This window comes from Bradyrhizobium sp. Tv2a-2, assembly GCF_000472425.1.
In the GTDB taxonomy this organism is placed as follows: Bacteria; Pseudomonadota; Alphaproteobacteria; order Rhizobiales; family Xanthobacteraceae; genus Bradyrhizobium.
This window is the reverse complement of the sequence record NZ_AXAI01000002.1, coordinates 104,133-126,098: the sequence shown is the minus strand read 5'-3', so window position 1 is coordinate 126,098 and position 21,966 is coordinate 104,133. Positions and strand designations below refer to the sequence as shown.

General features: G+C 60.0%; 16 protein-coding genes. 10 read left to right on the top strand and 6 right to left on the bottom strand.

The genetic code is table 11. From position 1 onward, the window contains the following. Positions 1 to 5 precede the first annotated feature (5 nt). On the top strand, positions 6 to 896 hold the full coding sequence (locus A3AI_RS0104130) for an LLM class F420-dependent oxidoreductase (RefSeq protein ID WP_024514352.1): 891 nt from the start codon (positions 6 to 8) through the stop codon (positions 894 to 896). A 22-nt stretch (positions 897 to 918) separates the two neighbouring features. Here A3AI_RS0104130 and A3AI_RS0104125 read toward each other — a convergent pair whose 3' ends face one another. Further along, positions 919 to 1,779 carry a TIGR03620 family F420-dependent LLM class oxidoreductase gene (locus tag A3AI_RS0104125; protein WP_024514351.1) on the bottom strand — a complete coding sequence of 287 codons (861 nt, stop codon included), beginning with the start codon at positions 1,777 to 1,779 and terminating at the stop codon, positions 919 to 921. Between the two features lie 38 nt (positions 1,780 to 1,817). Further along, complete coding sequence (locus tag A3AI_RS0104120; protein WP_024514350.1) at positions 1,818 to 2,918, bottom strand: TIGR03617 family F420-dependent LLM class oxidoreductase; 1,101 nt, start codon at positions 2,916 to 2,918, stop codon at positions 1,818 to 1,820. Positions 2,919 to 3,107: 189 nt separating this feature from the next. Between A3AI_RS0104120 and A3AI_RS45100 the strand changes: the two genes are divergently transcribed. Continuing rightward, complete coding sequence (locus tag A3AI_RS45100; RefSeq protein ID WP_156927623.1) at positions 3,108 to 3,452, top strand: sugar phosphate isomerase family; 345 nt, start codon at positions 3,108 to 3,110, stop codon at positions 3,450 to 3,452. Between the two features lie 111 nt (positions 3,453 to 3,563). Further along, entirely contained in the window at positions 3,564 to 4,547 is a 984-nt protein-coding gene (locus tag A3AI_RS0104110) for an ABC transporter substrate-binding protein (protein WP_245286825.1), read from the top strand. Between the two features lie 219 nt (positions 4,548 to 4,766). Here A3AI_RS0104110 and A3AI_RS0104105 read toward each other — a convergent pair whose 3' ends face one another. Together A3AI_RS0104105 and A3AI_RS0104100 are read right to left on the bottom strand one after the other, a co-directional pair. Continuing rightward, positions 4,767 to 5,567 carry a class I SAM-dependent methyltransferase gene (locus A3AI_RS0104105; protein WP_024514349.1) on the bottom strand — a complete coding sequence of 267 codons (801 nt, stop codon included), beginning with the start codon at positions 5,565 to 5,567 and terminating at the stop codon, positions 4,767 to 4,769. Between the two features lie 84 nt (positions 5,568 to 5,651). Beyond that, the gene (locus tag A3AI_RS0104100) at positions 5,652 to 7,439 is read right to left on the bottom strand and encodes a PHA/PHB synthase family protein (protein WP_024514348.1); all 1,788 of its coding nucleotides are present in this window, start codon (positions 7,437 to 7,439) and stop codon (positions 5,652 to 5,654) included. A 394-nt stretch (positions 7,440 to 7,833) separates the two neighbouring features. Here A3AI_RS0104100 and A3AI_RS0104095 point away from each other — a divergent pair, with 394 nt between their 5' ends. The 5 genes from A3AI_RS0104095 (at position 7,834) to A3AI_RS0104075 (ending at position 15,306) form a co-directional block, all read left to right on the top strand. Further along, positions 7,834 to 8,667 (top strand): universal stress protein, encoded by an 834-nt coding sequence (locus A3AI_RS0104095; RefSeq protein WP_024514347.1) that lies wholly within the window; start codon positions 7,834 to 7,836, stop codon positions 8,665 to 8,667. Between the two features lie 113 nt (positions 8,668 to 8,780). Beyond that, a complete protein-coding gene (locus tag A3AI_RS0104090; RefSeq protein WP_024514346.1) occupies positions 8,781 to 9,575 on the top strand; it encodes an adenylate/guanylate cyclase domain-containing protein in 795 nt (264 codons plus the stop codon). Between the two features lie 287 nt (positions 9,576 to 9,862). Next, positions 9,863 to 10,078: a hypothetical protein gene (locus A3AI_RS47215; RefSeq protein WP_156927622.1), complete on the top strand. Its 216-nt coding sequence runs from the start codon at positions 9,863 to 9,865 to the stop codon at positions 10,076 to 10,078. Positions 10,079 to 10,358: 280 nt separating this feature from the next. Beyond that, the gene (locus A3AI_RS45740; RefSeq protein ID WP_024514344.1) at positions 10,359 to 14,894 is read left to right on the top strand and encodes a GAF domain-containing protein; all 4,536 of its coding nucleotides are present in this window, start codon (positions 10,359 to 10,361) and stop codon (positions 14,892 to 14,894) included. Positions 14,895 to 14,916: 22 nt separating this feature from the next. Further along, entirely contained in the window at positions 14,917 to 15,306 is a 390-nt protein-coding gene (locus A3AI_RS0104075) for a response regulator (protein ID WP_024514343.1), read from the top strand. A gap of 129 nt (positions 15,307 to 15,435) precedes the next feature. Here A3AI_RS0104075 and A3AI_RS0104065 read toward each other — a convergent pair whose 3' ends face one another. Then, complete coding sequence (locus A3AI_RS0104065; protein ID WP_024514342.1) at positions 15,436 to 16,719, bottom strand: cystathionine gamma-synthase family protein; 1,284 nt, start codon at positions 16,717 to 16,719, stop codon at positions 15,436 to 15,438. Between the two features lie 1,542 nt (positions 16,720 to 18,261). Beyond that, a complete protein-coding gene (locus A3AI_RS47210) occupies positions 18,262 to 18,702 on the bottom strand; it encodes a hypothetical protein (protein ID WP_156927621.1) in 441 nt (146 codons plus the stop codon). A 484-nt stretch (positions 18,703 to 19,186) separates the two neighbouring features. Between A3AI_RS47210 and A3AI_RS0104045 the strand changes: the two genes are divergently transcribed. Both A3AI_RS0104045 and A3AI_RS0104040 read left to right on the top strand, forming a co-directional pair. Next, the gene (locus A3AI_RS0104045) at positions 19,187 to 20,173 is read left to right on the top strand and encodes an ABC transporter substrate-binding protein (RefSeq protein WP_024514340.1); all 987 of its coding nucleotides are present in this window, start codon (positions 19,187 to 19,189) and stop codon (positions 20,171 to 20,173) included. Positions 20,174 to 20,680: 507 nt separating this feature from the next. Further along, complete coding sequence (locus A3AI_RS0104040; protein WP_024514339.1) at positions 20,681 to 21,553, top strand: ABC transporter substrate-binding protein; 873 nt, start codon at positions 20,681 to 20,683, stop codon at positions 21,551 to 21,553. The last annotated feature ends 413 nt before the right edge of the window (positions 21,554 to 21,966 follow it).

Genomic DNA, 21,966 nt, shown 5'->3' with positions numbered 1-21,966 from the left:
CGACCATGCATCTTGGAATAGCCCTGCCTTTCGGCGATATCGGTGGCGATGGCCCGATCGTGCGCGAATTCGCTGAACTCGCCGAGGCCGAAGGCTACGAAGGCCTGACGCTGGCGGACCACGTGCTCGGCGGCAACCCGGCCAACCCCGCCAGCGGCCGTGCGGGTAGCCTCGGCCTGTTCCACGACCCCTTCGTGGCGTTCGGTTTCATCGCTGCCTGCACCAAAAAGGTCGAGCTCTCTACCCAGGTGCTGATCCTCGCGCAGCGTCAGACGGTACTGGTCGCCAAGCAGGCTGCCAGTCTCGACGTGCTCAGCGGCGGCCGCTTCCGGTTCGGCATCGGCGTGGGCTGGAATGAATTGGAGTTCGTCGGCCTCAACGAGAATTTCCACAACAGGGGCAAGCGGTCCGAGGAACAGGTCCAGGTGATGAACGCGCTGTGGGCCGATCCCTACGTTACGTTCGAGGGCAAGTGGCACCGCCTCCAGGACGCCGGGATCAATCCGCTGCCGTCACGTCGCAGAATTCCGCTGTGGTTCGGTGGTCACATGGATGTGACGCTGCAGCGGACCGCAAAGTGGGGCGACGGCTGGATCATGCTGTCTGAACCGCCGGGACCCAAGGCAGTCGCGGAATTCGACAAGCTGCGCCGCCTGGTGGAAGCCGAGGGACGCGATCCGGCGTCGGTTGGCATCGAGGTCTGGACCTCAACCGGCACGGGGACCGAAAAGGACTGGCGCGAGGAAATCAGCTTCTGGAAGAAGGCAGGCGTCACGCATGTCACGCTGCACAACACCTTCGGCGGCTATCACCACAAGCGCATGGCCGGCCGAAGCATGACCGACCATGTCGGCGCGATGCGCCGCTACCGCAACGCCGTCGCCGATCTCCTCTGAGTCAGGGCGGCACGCGCGCGCCTCAGGTGTCGGCGAGCGCGGCCAGCATGCGATCGCGAGCGGCGAAATCGCCGTCCGCATGGACGGGCTGCAGACAGACATGCGTGGCGCCGGCCGTGAAGTGCGCCCTCAAGCCGCGTCTGATCGTGTCGGCGTCGCCCCACAGGACCATCGCATCGATGAACCGGTCACTACCGCCGTCGGCGAGTTCGGCCTCGGTGAAGCCCTGGCGCAGCCAGCTGTTGCGATAGTTCGGCAGCGCCATATAACGGGACAGTTCCTTGCGCCCGAGCGCCCGGGCCTTCGCGGGATCGGTCTCGAGCGTGACCTTCTGCTCCACTGCGAGCCACTTCGAAGGCCCGAGGATCGCGGCGGCCTCAGCCGTATGCTGCGGCGTCACGTTGTATGGGACGGCGCCACGCGACTTGGCGCCGCTCAGCGCCAACATCTTCGGTCCGAGTGCTGCGACCACGACCGGCGCCAGTTCGCCGGCGGGCGCCAACTTGTTGATGCCGTCGAGATAGGCGCCCATCGCGGCCAATGGTTTGTCGTAGCGATGGCCGCGCAGACCCTCGACCATCGGAATGTGGCTGACGCCGAGACCGAGAACGAACCGGTCGCCGTAGAGCGCGTTCAGCGAAACCATGGCGCGCTGCGCAGTGTAGGAATCGCGTGCATAGATGTTGGCGATTGAACTGCCGATCACCAGCTTCTCGCTGCTCGACAGCAGCCAGGCCGCCAGCGACATCGACTCGTAGCCCCGCGATTCGGGATACCACAGGGTCGAGTAGCCATTATTTTCGACCGTGCGCACGAGTTCACGCAGTTGCGATCCGTCGAGTTTATCGGTGCCGTACCACACACCAAGGCGTCCGAGTTTCATGTCGATTTTCTCCGGTTGAAGGTGCGCGCGAGCCGCTGTCAGGCTGCGCCTCCGAGAATAGTGCGCCGGGCGCGCGCATCGCCTTCCGACTGGACGTCGCTGGCGAGCTGGCGCAGACGCTCGCGATCGCCGTCGTTCTTCACCGCAATCGAGAACTCGCAGTTCGTGACGACGCCGCCATAGCGGTCGCAAAGCTTACGGCCGATAGTGTCATGGGTCGCGATCGTCACGAAAGTGTGTAGGACGTCGTCGTTGATATGCTGAGGCATATCTTCCCAGCGTTGCGCTCGCGAGAGCAGCTTCAGCCGGTCCGCGAGATCACCCAGACCAAGATGGTCAAACGCGGCGCGATATTGCGGCGTCGAGGCATAGAAGGCGATCCGCGCGCGCACATCGCGCACCTTGGGCGCCAACTCCGCTTCGTTGGCCGCTGTGGCGACCAGCGGCTTCATGCAGACCTGAAAACGATCCAGCGATCTCCCCGCCTTGGCCGCGCCCGCCCGCACTGCCGGCAGCATGACCTTCTCGATGTAGGACGGCGTGCATACTGGATGCGGCCGGATTCCCTCGGCGACTTCGCCCGCCACCTGACACATCACCTGGTTCACCGCTGCAAGATGGATGGGGATGACGGGATGCTCAATCGGGCCAGGATTGAACAAGGGCACCATCAGATTGATGTTGTAATGCGGCCCCCTGACGTCAAGCGGCGTGCCGTTCTGCCAGCAATCCCACACCGCGCGAACGGCACTCACGTACTCGCGCATCCACGGCCCGGCGGGCGTCCAGGGCATGCCGAAACGTCGCTCGATGTGGGCCTTCACCTGCGTGCCGAGGCCGAGAGTAAAGCGGCCGCCGGACAGCTTCTGCAGCGTCCACGCGCTCATCGCGGTCACGGTCGGACTGCGCGGAAACGCGATGGCGACCGAGGTGCCGAGCTTCAGCGTCCGCGTCGTCTGGGCCGCCAGCGCCAGCACGATGAACGGATCGTCCTTGGTTTCCTCGACCACCAGTCCGTCGTAGCCGATCTCTTCCAGCAGTCGCGCGTCGGCGGCGATGGAATGGAGATCGAGAGGCATTTCGGGCGCGCGCAGGCCGGGGTCGACCTTGCCCAGTGGCAGAAGTGTTTCCAGCAACACGTCGTCGCTCCACGGTGAACGGCTGCTGTATCTTATCATGCCAAGGCTTCATCGTGCCAAGGCTTCATCGTGCCAAGGCTTCATCGTGCCCTTCATCACGCCAAGGCTTCATCACGCCAACTTGCGACCGAAGGTCGCTGCCGCCGAGTCTATGGGGGCGCTCTGCCGCTGACAGCAGCGACGATCCCGATGGCGGCGCGCATCGAGATAAGACGAACCGAAAAAATGCGTCTGGCTCACGCCGCGGTGACAACCATTGAGAGGGGTAAATTGCTGTTCCTTGATAACGGCAGCACGAACCTCGCAATCGTCGACGCCGTGCCTGAGAATGCGGGCCTGGTGATCGCGACCAATGCGATCGACATCGCGGCGGCCGTACTGCGGCGGAAAGACCTCCAACTGATCGTCGTTGGCGGAAGCGCGGACGCTCTGGTCGGCGGCTGTGTCGACGCGGTCGCCACCGCAGCCGTCAGCCAGATGAGGATCAGCCGCACTTTCCTAGGTGCCGCTGGGAGCGCCGTGGGGCCGCTTTAGGTCCGCAGCGAATGACCTAAGGCGGTCTTGCCCAGCCTTAGTCGCGGACCGAGCGATCAAAGCGTGGTATTATTCATCCATTCCATGAATGACCTCCGACCGGAGAGGCGCATGGCAAGCTACATCGAACGACGAAAATTCCTAGCGGCGCTCGGTGGTGCAGTCGCGGGGCCGCTAGCCGCCCGCGCGCAGCAGGCGGCGATGCCGGTGATCGGCTTCCTCGGCAGTACGTCGCTTCAAGGGTACAGGGCCCGTCTGCACGCGTTTGCCGTCGGGCTGAAAGAGGAAGGATATATCGAGGGTCAGAACGTGGTTGTCGAATATCGCTTGGCGGAGGATCATGACGATCGACTGCCGGTGCTTTCGGCCGAATTGGTTCGCCGTCAGGTGAGGGTGATTGCCGCGGGCGGCAGTCCCGCGTCAGTGGCGGCAAAGGCGGCGACTGCCACAATTCCGATCGTGTTCGAGACGGCCAGTGACCCGGTCACGCTCGGCCTTGTAGCAAGCCTAAGTCGGCCGGGCGGAAACTTGACGGGCGTGACCAATTTGAACGTCGAGGTGGGGCAAAAGAAGCTAGAGCTCCTGCGCGAATTGCTGCCTTCGGCGACCAACATTGCCATACTTGTCAATCCTTCCTCTGCGACTATTACTGAGCAATTCATGCGCGCCCTGCAGGCGGCGGCTCCCGCCCTCGGAATGCAACTCCATGTTCTATACGCGAGCACCGATCGCGATCTGGACGCGGTCTTTGCAGCCTTACGAACCGATGCGCTCGTCATCGGACCCTATTTATTCTTCAATTCACGCATGGAGCGGCTTGGGGCGCTGACGCTCCGCTACGCGGTGCCTGCGATCTTCACGTATCGCCCGTTCGTAGCGGCCGGCGGACTGATGAGCTACGGAGCCGATGAAACAGAAACTTACCGGCTGGTCGGTATCTACACCGGGAAAATTCTCAAGGGAGCGAACCCGGGTGATTTGCCTATCCAGAGGGTGACCAAGGTAGAGCTGATTATCAACCTCAAGACAGCCAAGGCGCTCGGCATCGCCGTTCCGCTTGCGCTAAGCGGCCGGGCGGACGAGGTGATTGAGTAGAAATGCCTTTTGCTGCGCCACATGAGTCCGTCGATGGCCCGTGTGCGACGTGCCGATCCGAATGTCCGCTCTGCGCCGAAAGCTGCCCTCTTCCGCAAAGTTGCGGTTTTGACTCGAAAGCTGACCTCGCCATCGGCGAAAATATCGAGGGCCTCTTCGCGGCGAGACGAACGATTTGGGGCTAAGGACTCTTTGGAAAAGACTGCTCTGACCGTCGAGTTAAGGAACGATGCCGCGGCAGGCCCACGCGACGTTCGCAAAGGATCTCGGGCCGTCGGACTGGCCGGCCTCGTAGGCATCGCGCACCGCGGCTTCAGTATGCGCTCGGACCGCAGTGTCGAGGGTTGCCACATACTTGCCGAGCGGCCCTTCGCCAGCGGCAATCGGAGCCCAATAGTCATCGAAACTTTGGTAGTCCATACGGATCATCAGCTGCACTTCCGTAATATCTAGGAGACCCTGACCGACAAAAGTCCGCCTCATTTCGCCAGGCTGCATCATCGGTTGGAAGCAATAGCGATTGCGCAGCTGGCGCCCGCCTTCACTAAGTGCAGCGACCGTGTCGACCATCATGCGCATGCCGGGCATGCCGCCGAGATGGTCCCACACGGCTGCTGCAACAATGCCACCCGGCCGAACGACGCGGCGCATCTCGGCTACTGCCTTACCCGCTTCGGGAACGAAGTGGAGCACGAGCAGCGCCAAAGCGCGGTCGAATGTTCCGCCCGCGAAGGGCAAAGCGCAGGCATCCGCCTGCCGAACTTTTATTCGCGGATCCGTGTTGCGCCGGATTACTTCCGCGATAAAGACTGGCGAGTAGTCGATTGCAGCAATCTCGGCGAGGTCGACGGCGCTGGCGAGCGCGAAGGTCAGGCTACCTGTGCCGCAGCCGACGTCGACAATTCTTTCGCCCTCGGCGACCCCCGCGAAGTCGATGAATAGGGGCGCGAGTTTTTGGCTCCAGCGGCCCATGAGCTGCTCGTAGCCGGCGGCGTTGTGGACGTTGAATTCCGATGCCATCGAAGCCTCCGCGCGCTCGCCAAATCCTTGACATTCGAGTCCAGGACCCCTGCTCCGTAATGCGCATGAAACCCGCCAAAGCCATCACGCGGCGACAGCTCTTACCCGAACATAGGCACCGGGAGCATCCTCAATCACCGGCAATTTGCCGCCGCCGGGCTCGCGGGCAGGAACACGTTCCGGCTCGAGCCGAGTGATCCATTCATCCCATACCGGCCACCAGGAGCCTTGGTGCGCGGTTGCCCCGGAAAGCCAATCGTCAGGGCTTCGCGGCAAATTGTCGTTTGTCCAGTGACCGTATTTGCTGCCCGGCGCGCTTATTACGCCAGCCATATGTCCCGAGGCAGACAACACGAATTTGACCGGGCCGGAGTAAAGCTGGGTCGCCGCATAGGTCGATTGCCACGGAGCGATATGGTCTTCGCGCGTCGACAACAGGAAGGTCGGAATCGTGATCTTCGAGAGGTCGATCGCCGTCCCCGCAAGATTGATGCCGCCGGGCTTCGCCAGCAGATTCTCCTGGTACATCTTTCGCAGATAGAACGAGTGCATCGCGGCCGGCATGCGCGTCGAGTCCGAATTCCAGAACAAAAGATCGAACGGAAGTTGCTCCTTGCCGAGCAGGTAGTTGTTGACCACGAACGACCAGATCAGGTCATTGGCGCGCAACATGTTGAACGATGTCGCCATGTCCTGGGCGTCGAGATAGCCGCGTTCGCGCATCCGCCTTTCGAGCGAGGCGAGCTGCTCGTTGTCGATGAACACGCCCATATCGCCCACGTCGGTGAAATCCACCAGCGTAACGAAATACGTCGCACTTGCGATCCGATCATCATTTTTCGCCGCCAGATACGCCGCCGTCGATGCGAGCAGAGTGCCGCCGAGACAATATCCGATCGTATTGACGTGACGTTCGCCGGTTGCCTTCTCGATCGCGTCCAGGGCAGCGATCGGCCCCTCCAGCATGTAGTCCTCAAAACCCTTCTCGGCGAGCTTCTCGTCGGGGTTGACCCATGAAATGACGAATACCGTGTGTCCCTGGTCCACAGCCCATTTGATGAGGGAATTCCTCGGTTGCAGATCGAGAACGTAAAACTTGTTGATCCACGGCGGAACGATGAGCAACGGTCGCTTCCGAACCGCAGTCGTGGAAGGAGTATATTGGATCAACTGCATGAGATTATTCTGATGCACGACTTTGCCGGGCGTGGTGGCAATGTTTTCGCCAAGACGGAACGCCTTCATGTCGGTCATCGTAATCGACAGGCGACCATCGCCGCGCCCAAGATCGGCCAGAAGGTTTTCCAGCCCGCGCAGCAGGTTCTGTCCGCCTGTCTCGACGGTCATGGCGAGCACTTCCGGATTGGTCGCAACGAAATTCGATGGTGACAACGCATCGACGAACTGCCGCGTATAAAAGTCGACCTTGCGGGCTGCCCCCTCATCCATGCCCTTGACTTCCCGGACGGTCGACAGGATCGACTTTGCGGCGACCAGATAGCTTTCCTTCACAAAGTTGAAGACCGCATTCCTGGTCCATTCAGGATGCTTGAAACGCTTGTCTCTTGGCTTGTCTGCCTCAGGGGTTTGGAGTCCAAAAATGCGATCGGTTGTATTGCGCCAGACAGCCAGGCTGTCATTGAAAAGATCTATCTGCGCCTTCGCGACCGTGGTCGGATCCGCCATCATCTGCGTCATCAGGTCGGCGAAATCGAAGCCGAGGGTCGACGTGTCGCCCATGCCGAGCTTTGTGGCATCAGCCTGATTGGACAAGAAGCGCTGCATCAGCGCCTGGCTTTGCTGAGCGACGTTTTGGAGTTGCCCTGCAAGTGCGAGGGGATCCCACACAGGCTGCGTTGCTTTGTTGGCCATGTTTCTTCCCTTGGGTCGTCTCTCTTGGCCCGAACGTCGGATTGGAAACGCTCGGGTGTTTTAGAAGCGTAGCATCTTGCTATCGGTATTTGGAGGGAATGATGGAGTTTGACCGGCCGCCAAGTCCATCGACACAGAGATACCGCTACCGAGAGTGGAGACGTCCCGAGCGCGACGTTGTGCGTCGCGGCTTGGCCTTGTGCGCCGCGAGACTTCTTTCTTGCATTGTCCCGCCGTTTCCGACCCAATTAAGTTGGAGGCGAGCGGAGATTCGATCTCTTACGCCCTCGAGAAGGGCTGGGACGCAGGCACGCTGGTCGGGCTTCTTCACCAATGGTTCGTGGACTGGAATATCATCCGCCGGGCGTGCCTGAGGTGGCAGAGAGAGCCTAGAATGAAAACGATACTGGTTCCGACGTTCAATAGTTTGGCCACAAGGTCCGCGCTAGAAACGGCCGTTACGCTGGCGCAGCGTACCGGGGCCTATATCGAGGGCTTTGCATTCAGGTTCGGCATTCCGCAGTACGCCGCCGCTGAGCTGGTCGTTCCCTTTGCCGAATATGAAGCAACGGCTGCTCAAGAAACCGAGGAGATCCGGCGCTTATTCGAGACCTTCATGCAGGAACATGGCATTCCGCGCGCCTCCACCGATTTTCATCCACCGTGTTTCGGCTGGCGGGCGGCAGCGCCGGACGGTGAGGCTTTTGTCGGAAGCTACGGGCGGGCTTTTGATATCATCGTTCTAACCAGGCCCGACGCCGAGGTCACCGGTCCGGTTAATCGTGTGATCGAGGCCGCGCTGTTCGAGAGCGGCAGACCCGTTTTGCTATCACCGCCGAAGGCTCCCAGGCAAATCGCGTCCAACATCATGATCCATTGGAACGGCAGCACCGAGCAAGCTCGGGCAAACGCCTTCGCCGCCCCGCTTCTTCACTTGTCCGACCGCGTCACCGTATTGAGCGTGGTCGGCGGGCAGGACGTCCCGGGGCCATCCGCCGATCAGATCCTCCAGCAATTGCATTGCAACGGCATTGCCGCGGAATCGATGAGCGTCCAACTGGAAGGTCGAAGCACTGGTGAGGCAGTGTTGGATGCAGCACGAGAAAGAGGCTGCGACCTACTTATCAAAGGAGCCTTCACCCGGAATAGACTACGGCAAATGATTTTCGGCGGCGCCACGAGGCACATTATGGAACATGCTGACCTGCCCGTGCTAATGGCCCATTAGCCGATCATCGGCCGCGTCAGCTGCCCGCCGGCCGTACCATTGCCAACGCAGGAATGTATGACTACGCTTCATCCCAGGTAGTCCCAAACGGTCTTTCGATCGGCCGCAGGTCCATGCCCAAGTTCCTTCGCATCGGAGTCCATCAGTCGAACGTTTCCGGTTACACGTCAAAGGCATGGTGCGTTCGACGGGTCGGCTCGACGATTTTCCTGAAGTGGGGCGCTGTGGAGGTTCATGGCGTCGGAGATGGGCGGAAGGTTTACTGGAAGCTTCCGCCGAGGGCTAAGACAATTCGTTGCAGCACGGTTCAGCGTGCCAAAGACTATGCAAAAACCGCGATCGCGCGGCGACGCAACCATCGCTATGAATTGCTGGTTGGAAGTATTGCGAACCGGCGCCGAACCGCCGCCCGTGACGCCGAGCTCGAACAAACGCTCGCCACGATCCTCTTTGTTGATATCGTCCGGTCCACCGAAAAAGCCGCGCGGCTAGGCGATTCGCGTTGGACACAGGTGATGAATCACTATTACGCCGCCGTCCGTAGAGAGCTCAAGACTTTGCGCGGAAAAGAAGTCGTAACGACGGGGGACGGACTGCTGGCAACGTTCGTCGCGCCGGTTGCGGGGGTCCGCTGCGCGACCGCAATCCGCGAGGCGGTGCGCACGCTTGGGCTAGAGGTCAGGGTGGGGCTGCACGCGGGCGAATACAAGGTGAGCGGCGCGGAGGTGTTCGGTCTCGCGTTTCACATCGGCGCGCGCGTCGCGGCGAAAGCGCGTGCCGGCGAAGTCCTGGTCTCGAGCGCGGTCAAGGATCTGATGTCGCAGTCTGGGATCCGCTTCAAGGATCGCGGCCTTCACCAACTCAAAGGCGTGCCGGAACGATGGCGCCTGTATCGGGTCGAATATTGAATATTAAGAAGTCCCGCGAGAGGTGGACATCAGTCTTGTGATCGGTTGGATGCTGCGACTGCAGGTGCTGAGAGCCAACATGGCGAACGGCCAGGCGTTAGGACATTTTGACGGCGGGTTTTTCACCGCATCGGTCGCTGCTAAGGGCATAGCAGACATCAAACGCGCTACGTCTGCGTTGAGGTCCAGCACGCCGTCATCGCTCGACCGCGCGGCGTCATCGCAGTAAAATAGATTCCACCCCTTGCGACAGGTCGTCCAAACGAGAACGAGTCAGGAGACGAACCATGAGAAAGCTCGGGCTGCTTTTCGCATATGCCTTGCTTTCCTATCTATTGGCTGGGCCGGCGCTTTCCGCGATCAGATTCAAGCGCTTTCCTCATTGTCCTGATGGGGTTGTCACGAAGAAGACCTGTGAGTGTCACGCCGGAGATTCAGGGCGCTACCGCTTTTGTCATGCCGGCGATAATTGCGATACCTTTCGCGGCAAATGCCACACGTGATTGTTTCCGACGAGAGTCGCCACGGGCTCGCCGGCCGAATACGCCGGCCTTGATCTGGCGACCGGGCCGAGGCTGGTTCTTTCTGCTCGAAAGCGGCACCTGCGTGCGGCCACCAAGGCGGCGCAGCCGTTTGCCCAAAAGCGCAGATGTCCGCCTTCTGAGGATAAACAGAACTCCTCCGCTCGATCAGAGCATTGCCGGTTTTGGCCCAATGCGGCCTTCGTGCCATGGCGCAAAACTCGGGATTTGCTAAGATCACGCGCCGCCATGAGGGAGCGACATGCAGCGACGCACTGCAACAACACGCCCCGCAAAGAGCCAGCGCGCGAAGAAGCCGAGGGCGACTCGCAAGGCGCCGCCGGCGCAGTCGTCCGTTGACCACGCGCAGCCCATGGAGCGCCTAAGGCGCGAACGCGACGAGGCGGTGGAACTGCAGGCTGCGACCGCTGAAGTCCTGAAGATAATTAGTTCGTCACCGGGGGACATGAAGCCTGTATTTGAGGCAATGCTCGGAAACGCGTTGCGCATTTGTGACGCCAAATTCGGCCACATCCTGCTGTACGACGGTGAGCGTTTTCACGCGGTGCATTTGCACGACGTCCCTCCGGCCTATCGCACATTCTGGGATCAGCATGGGCCGATACGGCCAGGTCCAAAGACTGCCATTGGCCGGCTTGCGCGCACTAAGCAGGTTGTACATATCCCCGATCTCAAAGCCGATTCCACCTATGCTGATCGTGAGCCGTTGCGTGTCGTTACGGTCGAGCAGGCGGGAGCGCGATCCTTTCTCGCCGTTCCGATGCTCAAGGAGCGCGAGATAGTTGGGGCGATCGTAATTTACCGTCAAGAAGTACGGCCGTTCGCTGAAAAACAAATTGAGCTGGTGAAGAACTTCGCCGCCCAGGCCGTCATCGCCATCGAGAATACCCGGCTGTTGAACGAGCTGCGCGAATCGCTCGAGCAACAGACAGCGACTGCCGAAGTCTTGAAGACGATCGGCCGCTCAACGTTCGATCTCGCATCTGTACTCAATACGCTTGCCGAATCGGCAACCCGACTCTGCCAGGCCCAGGATGCAATTATTTTCCTGCCGAGCGGGAACGTCTACCGCGCGGCGGCGCGACACGGCTTCACGCCCGAATACCATGAGTTCATCAAATCAAATCCAATAGCAATCGACCGGGGGACTGTCGTAGGACGGACTGTTATCGACAGGCAGCTTGTCCATATCACTGATGTACTGGCTGATCCGGACTACACCCGACACGACGCACAACGAATAGCTGGCTACAGGACAGCACTTGGTGTCCCGCTGTTGCGGGAAGGAGATGTGGTCGGCGTGATCTTCCTGACGCGGATCAGGCCGCAGCCGTTTACCGAGAGGCAGATCGATCTGGTTACCACGTTTGCGGACCAAGCGGTCATCGCCATCGAGAACGCGCGACTGTTCAATGAAGTGCAGCAACGTACGAATGATCTGAGCGAATCCCTGCAGCAGCAGATCGCAACGTCCGACGTGCTGCAGATTATCAGTTCCTCCCCCGGTGATCTGGCCCCAGTGTTCGAGAGTATGCTGGCGAACGCAACACGCGTGTGCAGCGCAAATTTCGGTCAGATGAATCTATACGACGAGGGGAGTTTCCGTCCCGTAGCGCTCTACAATGTGCCGGCCGCCTATGCTGCCTCGCTCGCGCACACGGCGTTCCAGCCGCACCCGGAAAGCGCTCTCGGCACCGTCGCGCGAACGCACCAAATAGTCCACATCGAAGATATTCGAACCCTGCCGCCATATCTGGAGGGTAATCCCTCCGTTGTTGCCTTAGCTAATCTTGCTGGGGCCCGGACATATTTCGTCGTGCCGATGCTAAAGGAAAACAACTTACTCGGCGCAATCACCATTTACCGCCAGGAGGTAAAGCCCTTTACTGAAAGGCAGACTGAGCTCGTCGCCAACTTCGCCAAACAGGCCGTCATCGCGATCGAGAACGCAAGGCTGCTTGGTGAGTTGCGCCAGCGCACAGACGATTTGAGCGAATCGCTCCAGCAGCAAACTGCCACCGCTGACGTCCTTAAAGTCATCAGCCGCTCGACCTTTGATTTGCAAAAGGTATTCGACGCTCTGACGGAATCTGCGTGTCGCGTGTGTAGCGCGTACGACGCGGGTCTTTTCCTACGAACGGGTGAATTCCTGCGTAAGCATTCACACCATGGTCCTATCCCGCTCGATTTCGACGAGGCACAGATATCGCGGGACTGGGTTACTGGACGCTCGGTGATGGATCGCAAGTCTGTTCATGTCCACGATCTGTGCGCCGAAGCGGCCGAGTTCCCCGTCGGATACGAGATGGCGCGACGGATGGGCCACCGTACAATTCTGGCGGTGCCTTTGGTGCGCGAGCAGGAAATCGTTGGGTCGCTTGTGCTGCGTCGCACTGAGATTCTTCCATTCACCGAAAAGCAGGTCGCGCTGGCCGAGACCTTTGCAGATCAGGCCGTTATCGCCATCGAGAATGCCCGCCTGTTTGACGAAGTCCAAGCGCGGACACGAGAGTTGGTGGAGTCACTTGAGCAGCAGACAGCGACGGCCGACGTGCTCAAGGTGATCAGCTCCTCGCCCGGTGACCTCAAGCCGGTGTTCGAGTCCATCCTTGCGAACGCAACGCGTATCTGCGAAGCGGAATTCGGCATACTATTCTTATCGGAAGGCGAAACGCTTCGCGCCGTTGCCCTACATGGGGTGACGGCTGAATATGCTGAAGCCCGGCGACGCGAACCAAGCATTCGTCCGGGCGTGGGAACTACCCTGCAAATTGCGGTAAGCACGAAACGGCCGGTCCAGATCGCGGATATCCGGGCTGATCCCGCCTATACCGATGACCCGAAGCGGTTTGCCATCCTTGATCTTGCAGGTGCCCGCACCATTATGGCAGTGCCGATCGTCAAGGAAGACAAGCTGGTCGGCGTGATCAACATCTACCGTACGGAGGTCCGGCCGTTCGCCCATAAGCAGATCGACCTTGTCAAGAACTTCGCCGACCAGGCTGTTATCGCGATAGAAAACTCGCGCCTACTCAACGAGCTGCGCGAATCTCTCCAGCAACGGACGGCGACTGCCGACGTGTTGAAGGTCATCAGCCGCTCGTCGGTAGATCTCGAGACGGTCCTCGACACGCTGGTTGAAACAGTGGCACGCCTCTGCCGCGCCGACCAGGCAGTGATGTTCCGCCGACGCGCGAAGCTGTACCACCTGGTCGCGTCTCGCGGCCTTCCCGAGCAGGCAAAGAGATTCCTCTTGGCTCATCCTTTGACGCCCGACCGCGGCACGATGTCCGGCCGGGTGGAAATGGACCTACGAGTGGTGCATATCCCGGACGTGCTCCAGGATCCGGAATACACTTACCGGGAGGGACAGAAGGTTCAGGGCCATCGCACGACGCTCGGCATTCCGCTGCTGCGCGGCGACGAGCTGATCGGCATATTCGGCGTTCACCGGACGCGTGTCGCCCCCTTCACAGACAAAGAGATCGAACTCGCCACCACCTTCGCGGACCAGGCGGTGATCGCGATCGAGAATGCCAGGCTGTTCGAGGAATTACGCGATCGACAGGCCGAGTTGCGCGTCACCTTCGATAATATGGGCGACGGCGTTGTGATGTTCGGTGCTGACACGCGCCTTGTCGCCTGGAACCGCAATTTCCAGACGATCCTCGACCTGCCCGACGTCTTCCTCGCCCAGCGGCCAAGCTACGCCGACTATTTCCGCTATCTTGCCGAGCGCGGCGAGTACTCGGCCGACCTCGAAGCTGAATTAAGCCGGGGTCTTCAAGACACCGCCCAGGAATTACGTCTGGAGCGAACGCGCCCCGATGGCCGCGTCATCGAGGTGCGCCGTAATCCGGTGCCCGGTGGCGGCTTTGTGCTGATCTACAGCAACATCACAGAGCGCAAGCGTGCCGAGGAGGCCGTTCGGGCTGCGAGAGACGCTGCCGAGGCGGCACTTCGCGAATTGCAGAAGGCGCAGACGAGCCTGGTCCACGCGCAGAAGATGGCAGCGCTCGGGCAATTGACCGCCGGCATCGCGCACGAGATCAAGAACCCGCTCAACTTCGTGAACAATTTTGCCGCACTCTCATCCGAATTGACGGACGAGTTGAACGACGCACTCGAGCGAGTCGCACTGCCTGGGAGGATCCGCGAGGAAGTCGAAGAGCTGACCGGCACCCTGAAAGACAACCTTGGAAGGGTCGTGGAGCACGGCAAGCGCGCGGACTCCATCGTCAAGAACATGCTGCTGCATTCGCGCGAGGGCTCGGGAGAGCATCGGCCAATGGAGATCAACGCGATCATCGACGAGAGCCTCAACCTCGCCTACCATGGAGCCCGTGCAGAGAAACAGGGCTTCAACATCACGCTGGAGCGCGACTTCGATCCGGCGGGAGGCGTTGCCGATATTTACCCGCAGGAGGTCATCCGGGTGCTTTTGAACCTGATCTCGAACGGGTTTTACGCAGCAACCCAGCGCGCGGCGGCGGCCGGGCATGGCTTTGAACCGAAGCTGAAGGCGATAACACGAAATCTCGGCGACAGAGTCGAAGTCCGCATCCGCGACAATGGCACGGGCATCCCGCCCGACATCCGGGAGAAGATTTTCAACCCGTTTTTCACGACAAAACCGGCCGGCGAAGGTACCGGGCTCGGGCTGTCCTTGAGCCACGACATCGTGGTGAAACAGCACGGAGGTACAATTGAAGTGTTGACGGAAACCGGTTCATTTACAGAATTCATCATTACGTTGCCGCGTGACTTGCCCGCATAAGCAGAAGCAGGGGGCAGAGCAATTGAGTACCTTTATCCTTGTGGTTGATGACGAACCCGACATCGAACACCTGTTTCGCCAGCAATTTCGCCACGACATTCGCTCCGGGCGTTTTGTCATGGAATTTGCGGCGTCAGCGCCGGATGCGATGGAGCGCGCGAAGATGATCGCCGACCCCATGCTTATCCTGATCCTTTCGGATATCAACATGCCCGGCATGAGCGGGCTTGAGATGCTGCCTAAGGTGAAGGCGGCGCGGCCGAACGTGCCCGTGATCATGATCACGGCCTACGGCGATGAAGCGACCAAGAAGAAAGCGGCCGAACTCGGGGCCGCCGGGCTGCTGACCAAACCGATCGACTTCAGGCTGTTGCGCGAGGAAATCGATCAGCGGCTGCATCGCGCCGCATAGAAAACGCGGGCGCGCAGATCAAGCCGCTGATCGGCGCCCGGACGGCGGTAATTCCGCTGCCGAACGGCATCGATGCCGCCGGACCATTTCGGCTGCGGTTCCGGTTCGTCCTGGCTCATAACGAGCGCGCTAAGCCCCGCTCAAAGCCTGCGCAATGTCAGCAATGAGGTCAGACGGGTGCTCGATGCCGATCGATAGCCGGATCGTTGAATCGAGAACGCCTATCTTTTTACGAATGTCAGCAGGAACGCCCGAATGAGTCATGGTAGCCGGCAGGCTGGCTAACGACTCGGTGCCGCCCAAACTCACTGCCAGCTTGAAGATTTGCAGCCCGTTCAGGAATTCGGCTGCAGCTGCCTGACCGCCCACAATGTCGAATGAAAATGTCGAGCCCGCACCACTGCACTGCTTCGCACACAGGCGTCCGGCCGGCGAGTCCTTTGCGTGATGACCAAGGTAATGGACCTTTGCCACCTTGGGATGGTCACGCAGGTAGTCCGCTACGAGCCGCGCGTTTGCATAGGCCTTTTCCATACGCAGACTCAGCGTTTCCAGCGAACGGCCGAGCATCCAGCAGGAATGCGGATCAAGCTGGGTGCCAATGGCACTTCGCAGCGCCTTGACGTTCTTCATAAGCGCCTTCGACCCAAGCGCAGCGCCCGCAATCAAGTCGGAGTGCCCGCCGACATATTTGGTCAGCGAATACAATGAAAGGTCCGCACCATGCTCGATCGGCCTCTGGAACACCGGCCCGAGCAGCGTGTTGTCGCAGGTAACGATCGGCGTATAGCCCTGGACCTTGCCGATCGACTCGGCAACGCGGCGCACAAGTGCAATGTCGACGAGGCCGTTGGTGGGATTGGCCGGCGTTTCGATGAAGATCATCGCAACCCGCCCCTTGCGCATGGCATCCTCCGCCGCGCGCTTCACCGCGCTCTCATCGATGCCATCGGCGAAACCTATCGCGCCGATGGAAAGGCCCGCAAGCGTCTTTGCAAGCAACGTTTCCGTCCCGCCATAGAGCGGCTGGGAATGCAGGATCACGTCGCCAGGACGCGTGAACGCCAGGATCGTGGTTGCGATTGCCGCCATACCCGATGAAAACAGCGTGCAATGATCGGTACGCTCATAAACGGCAAGCCTATCTTCGACGATTTCGCTGTTCGGATGATTGAAGCGCGAGTAAACGAGACCAGCGCCCATCCCATCCGGCGGGTCGCGCCGGCCTGCGACGAAATCGAAGAAGTCCTTGCCGTCCTCGGCGGTCCTAAATACGAAGGTCGAGGTCTGGAACACCGGCGGTTTGACGGCCCCTTCTGACAATTGAGGATCGTAGCCGTAGTTCAACATCAGCGTTTCCGGATGCAGCGCATGATTGCCGATATGGGTCTTCGATGGAAACGGTTTCACCATGGCCTGTCTCGCTATCTTCGTGGGGAACATCGAACATGGTACGCAGCCAGCAACGTATGAAGCCTGCCCGCGCAATGCAACGTCAGCCTTGGCAGATGGAGCCGTTGGGAGCGGACGCATGCGACCGCGATCTACGCGGTGCGGCTACGATTGAGGAAAGTGAGAGGACACCTCCGAGGCGAACATGAAACCGCGCGAGTACATCAAACGGCAAGGTCCAACGAAGAATTCATCGATGCGATCGACGACATGAAGGCAAAATCGATTGATGCCGTCAATGTCTTCGCGTCCACGAGGTTATGGAGCGTTCGTTCGCCAATCCTCGACCGCTCGACAGGTTGCGAAGCTCTTGCGAGATGCCAAAGTGGCAGATATCCTCGTGGAACAGCCGACCGAATTCGTTCTCGCTGTTAACCCGAGGACAGCCAAGACACTCGGCGTTGCAATTCCGCCGACACTGCTAAGCCGCGCGGACCAAGTGATCGAGTGCTGGGAGTTGGTCCAAAGCGGCGGTTTGCGCTGCGGACGAACATGTCTGGAATCTGGGGCAGACCGGAAGTCATCGGCTGGGTTAAGATCGGCGCTGTCGGCCCAGAGCGGTCATCAGCCGCCGTACTCGGAATCGAGGTTGATATAGATCAACACTAGGTTAAGCGCATCGTCAGTACCGTAAATGATGCTCGCAGTTTCTTCGCTAGAAATAAGCTGCAGCAAGGTTAGTCAGTTGTTCAATCACTGATATCATGCGGAGACGCGCAAATGAGTAAGCTTGTTTCGATGGGATTGATCACTGCGGCCATGCTCGCCAGTCCGGCCATGGCGGCGTGGCACGACAAAAACGGCGCAGTCATTCAATCCTCCCGCGTCATGCACTGCGTCCGGGCTCCCGACACCGGCCAGTTTGCCGGAGGTGCGTGGAATAAGCCGCCCTGCGAACCGGCAACCCGGGTTGGCGCGGCGTGGCACGACAAAGCCGGCGCAGTCATCCCGGCCTCCAGCGTCGTTCACTGCATCCGGGCTCCAGACGCTGGCCAGTTTGCCGGAGGTCCGTTCAATAACCCTCCCTGTGAACCGGCAACCTGGCGCTAAAGCGCCAGGTAGCGCTAAGAGCGCGTATGAGTGGGCGAAAAGCCCACTCTGTCCGGCGCTGCCTTCTTCGACCTCTAGATCGACCCGCGCGAAGAAAGCGGGCAAGATGCTGCAAGCGTTTTCCGGTGGCTCTGTGGCTGTCCTTGCCGATGTCAACGGAACCTTACCCTTTAGCAGCCTTGGCAGATCGTGAGCTTGGGCTTCAGTTTTTCCATTTCTGCGTCGTCCAGCGACTGTATCGCCGGTGGTCTCTCGGTAGTATCGGGCTTTTGCCGGACCTTGGACTGTTTTGCCGGCCGAGGCCTAATGGGCGGCGGTTGGCCTGTCTCCTCGCCTTCGTCGATACCTGCGGTGAAGCCATCATGGTCAGCAGCGGGCTTCTGTGACGGAGACAGCTTGCCGATGCGCGGCTTGGGCAAAACTTTGTCGATGGCCGAAGCCGGCGCCTCTTTGTCATTGGCAGGCGGTGGCGAGTTCGTGGTGGCTGCCGATCGTGCCGAACCTTTGGCGGTCGCTGTTCGCGCTGGAACGTCGTCGGTCGCCACTGGCGGAGAAGCGTTTTTGGCGGCCGGTGGCGGCGAAGCTTTGGCGGTCGCCGATGCCGGCGGGGCAATGATAACGGGCGGTGGATACATCGGGACTTCTGGCGCCATTGTCGGCGGAGGCGTCGAACCTTTGGCTGTCGGCCGTGGCGATAAAACGCCAGGGCTCTCCGGTTTGCTGCACCACAGATGGAGACCGCCCCAGTAACACCCCGGCGGTGGCGAACCTTGGTCGGTCACCGATGGCGGCGGGGCAAGCGAGCTTTGACAGCGAGCGCCGCCATGCGGCCAAAAACTGACAAACAACAAAACAACGGCAAACAATGCAGCGCTTTTCAATCGCATTCTGCAATCCGCTTCGCTGTTGAAATTACTGACCCCTTAGCTCGCGCAATCCTGACTACTCACATCGCGATCAAAGGTGACCAAAATAGGGAGGATGAGCTGGAGACGATGCCGGTTAGCTGGCGTCCTGAACTTTGGCGGCTGACCAGCCGAGGCTCAAGGCGCGGTTGGCGCCCCAAGTTTTGAGCGTGCGACGGTATCCCGGCATTATTGCTGCGAGCGGACAAGCTGATCGAATAGCGCCTGTCCCACTTCGGCTCCTGGCCCTTCGCCACTGTCTGCGCGACGCCGGGACATTTCTGAAGTCGATGTTAGACCGGAAGTCACCGGCTGACGCTCAAACCGGTGCTTTCAACCCATATCCGACATGACCAGCTCGTCTGCCCGTGATGCGAAATGCGGCATTGCTCTATGGATGTGGTAGGGTGTGACCCTCGCGAACGCACGTGGCGCATTGGGGTTTCTGGCTCGGATATCATGGGAGAGTTCAGGTGCGGCGGCGGACCTTTATTGCGGTCGCAGGTGGGGCGCTCGGTTGGCCCTTATCTTCGGCGGCGCAATCGCTGAAAAGAGTCCCGCGGCTCTCCTTTCTCACCTTTGACCCTGGCACGCCACAGTCGCCGGCGAAGCGCTTCGAAGGGTTCTTCGAGAGGTTGCGCGAACTTGGCTATGTAAATGGAGAAACCATCACCATCGACTACCTGCACCCCGAGGGTCGGAGCGATAGGTATCGCGAACTTGCCGATGAGTGTCTCCACCTGAAGCCCGACATCATTGCCGTGACCACAACGCCCGGCGCCCATGCATTGAAGGATGCAACTACCACCATCCCGATCGTGATGGTGGTTGGCGATCCGGTCGGCACAAAGCTCGTCGACAGCCTGGGTCGCCCAGGAGGTAACATCACCGGTATGTCGCAAATGACGTCAGGGCTCGCCGCGAAGCGTCTGGAGCTTCTTAAAGAGGCGGTGCCAGAACTTTCGCGCGTGCTTGTGCTCGCGTACCTCGTTGATCCTATTTCGCCACTTCAAGTCCAAGCTATGAAAGAAGCGGCTTCATCGCTGGGTGTGACGCTGCACGTCATCGACATCAAAACACCCGACGACCTTCCGGCAGCGTTCGAGGCCGGGAGCAAGATCGGTGCCCAGGGAGTTCTCACCACGGCCGAAAGCATCTTCCGTAACGCACGGGCGCAAGTGACCGAACTCGCCGCGCGCTACAGTTTGCCGGCAGTTTACCCTTACGCCGCGTTTGCGGAGAACGGCGGACTGATGGCCTACGACGACCTTGATGACCGCGACCTTCACAGGAGCGCTGCGGACTACGTTGACAAAATCTTAAAGGGGGCGAAGCCTTCCGATCTCCCTGTCCAGCAGCCGACCAAGTTCCAGTTGGTGATCAACCTCAAGACCGCAAAGGTGCTCGGCCTCATCCTACCCCCGGCGCTGCTGGCCCGTGCCGACGAGGTGATCGAGTAGTCGGGCACTTTGTTGCACTGCATGAGTCTGCTTATGACCGCATGAGCGGAAGTCATGTGCTCGGCCTAACAAACGCCGCCCACGCGGAGCAGATCCTGGAAACCGGCGTTGAAGCCGCGTTGCACTTGGCACGACTCCACCTTCCTGGACAAGGACGGAGAGGCTCAGCTTGGATCTACTGGGCATGGATCGCGCGTCCGCTCATGGACCCCAAGCAGCGCTTGAGGGATGTCTGCTACTCTGCCGCCGTCAGGAGAGAAGCAGACATCCGACGAACCGGCCGAAATCGACGCGAGTGACCTTAATCGAACACCCCACCTGCCCGAAACGGACAAGTTTCTTCTCGCGAGCACTCTGGGGTTGCGATAGCCTTGCCACTGCTGCATGGCAGCTTCCAGCGAGGTCGCAGTGCGTCGACGCGGATTCATCGGACTCGTAACAGCAGCAATAAGCTGGCCGCTCGTCACGTATGCCCAACGGCTGGCTGCAACGGCGCACGTCGTACAAATGGGACCGGTCGACATTCCGCAGCAGACTGACGCAACCAGAAGGCTTCTGGCTGAATCCGGTTACGTCGAAGGGCGGAACATTCAACTTGAATTTCGTAACACCGCCGGAAATGTCGATGAGCTGCCGGCACTGGCACGGGAAATAGCGCGAGACGGCCGTGTAGACGTGATCATCGCCATAAGCACGCCCGCTGCTCTCGCGGCCTGCAAGGCAACGCAGACAATTCCAATCGTGGCCTTTGCTGCAGTTGACCCGGTTGCGGCCGGACTCGCGGATAGCCTGGCTCATCCGGGCCGCAACGTAACCGGCATCGCGGTTTTTTCCGAAGAAACCACCATTAAACGTGTCGAGTTGATGCGGGAGCTTCTCCCGCGTGCGATCCGCCTTGGAACAGTCACGACAAAACTTACCAGCGGCGCACAGAGCCTTGCGCCCGTTTTGGAGACCGGCCGCAAGCTCGGTTTCGAGGTTGAGGCAATTGACGTCGACGACCCCGCCAATATCGCGACCATCCTGAGTCCGGAAATCCTTGCCCGATTTGATGGGCTCGTTTTTGTGCCGGACGTTCTGCTCGGTGCTCACATGACCGAAATCATCAAGATGGTGAGCCTAAGTAACAAGCCTGCGATTTTTCCTTCACCGGACTGGGTTGCTCACGGTGGCTTTATGTCGTTTGGGCCCGATTTTGCAGATGCAGCGCGTCACTTGATTGCACAAGTCGATCGGGTTCTCAAAGGCGCAAAGCCGGGCGACCTGCCTTTCGAACGGCCCACCAAGTTCGATCTGAGGATCAACCTGCGCATCGCCAAGGCCCTAGGTATCGAGTTGCCTCCGACGATCGTTGCCCGCTCCGACGAAGTGATTGAATAGCCACTATCATCCCGCCAGTCTAGTTCAGTATGCCCAGGCAAGTAGGAGAATTGTGCCATGCCGAAGTGCTCTTCCATAGGCAAGCGTCGGAGCAAAGCCTTTCCCGCCTTAGGGTTTGCCAGCATGTCTCTCTCGATGGCAAGCGGTGCGTGTGCCTCAACTAGCGAAGCGTCGGCGAATACATCACCGCCCTCACAGAAGCACGAAATCTTTCTTTGTGAGGAGGAAATCTCCGACGTCAGTTTGGCGACGTTCCATGTCTTCGACAAGGAAAATGCTGGACCACGACCGCTCTTCCAAAAACTAAGGCTGGCCGCCGGAGGCGGTGCCGGCTGTGGCTGTAGCTTCGGCTGTGCCTACTGGCCGCAACCTCCGCAGCCTCCAAAGGCAACGCAGCCGACACAGCATCGAAA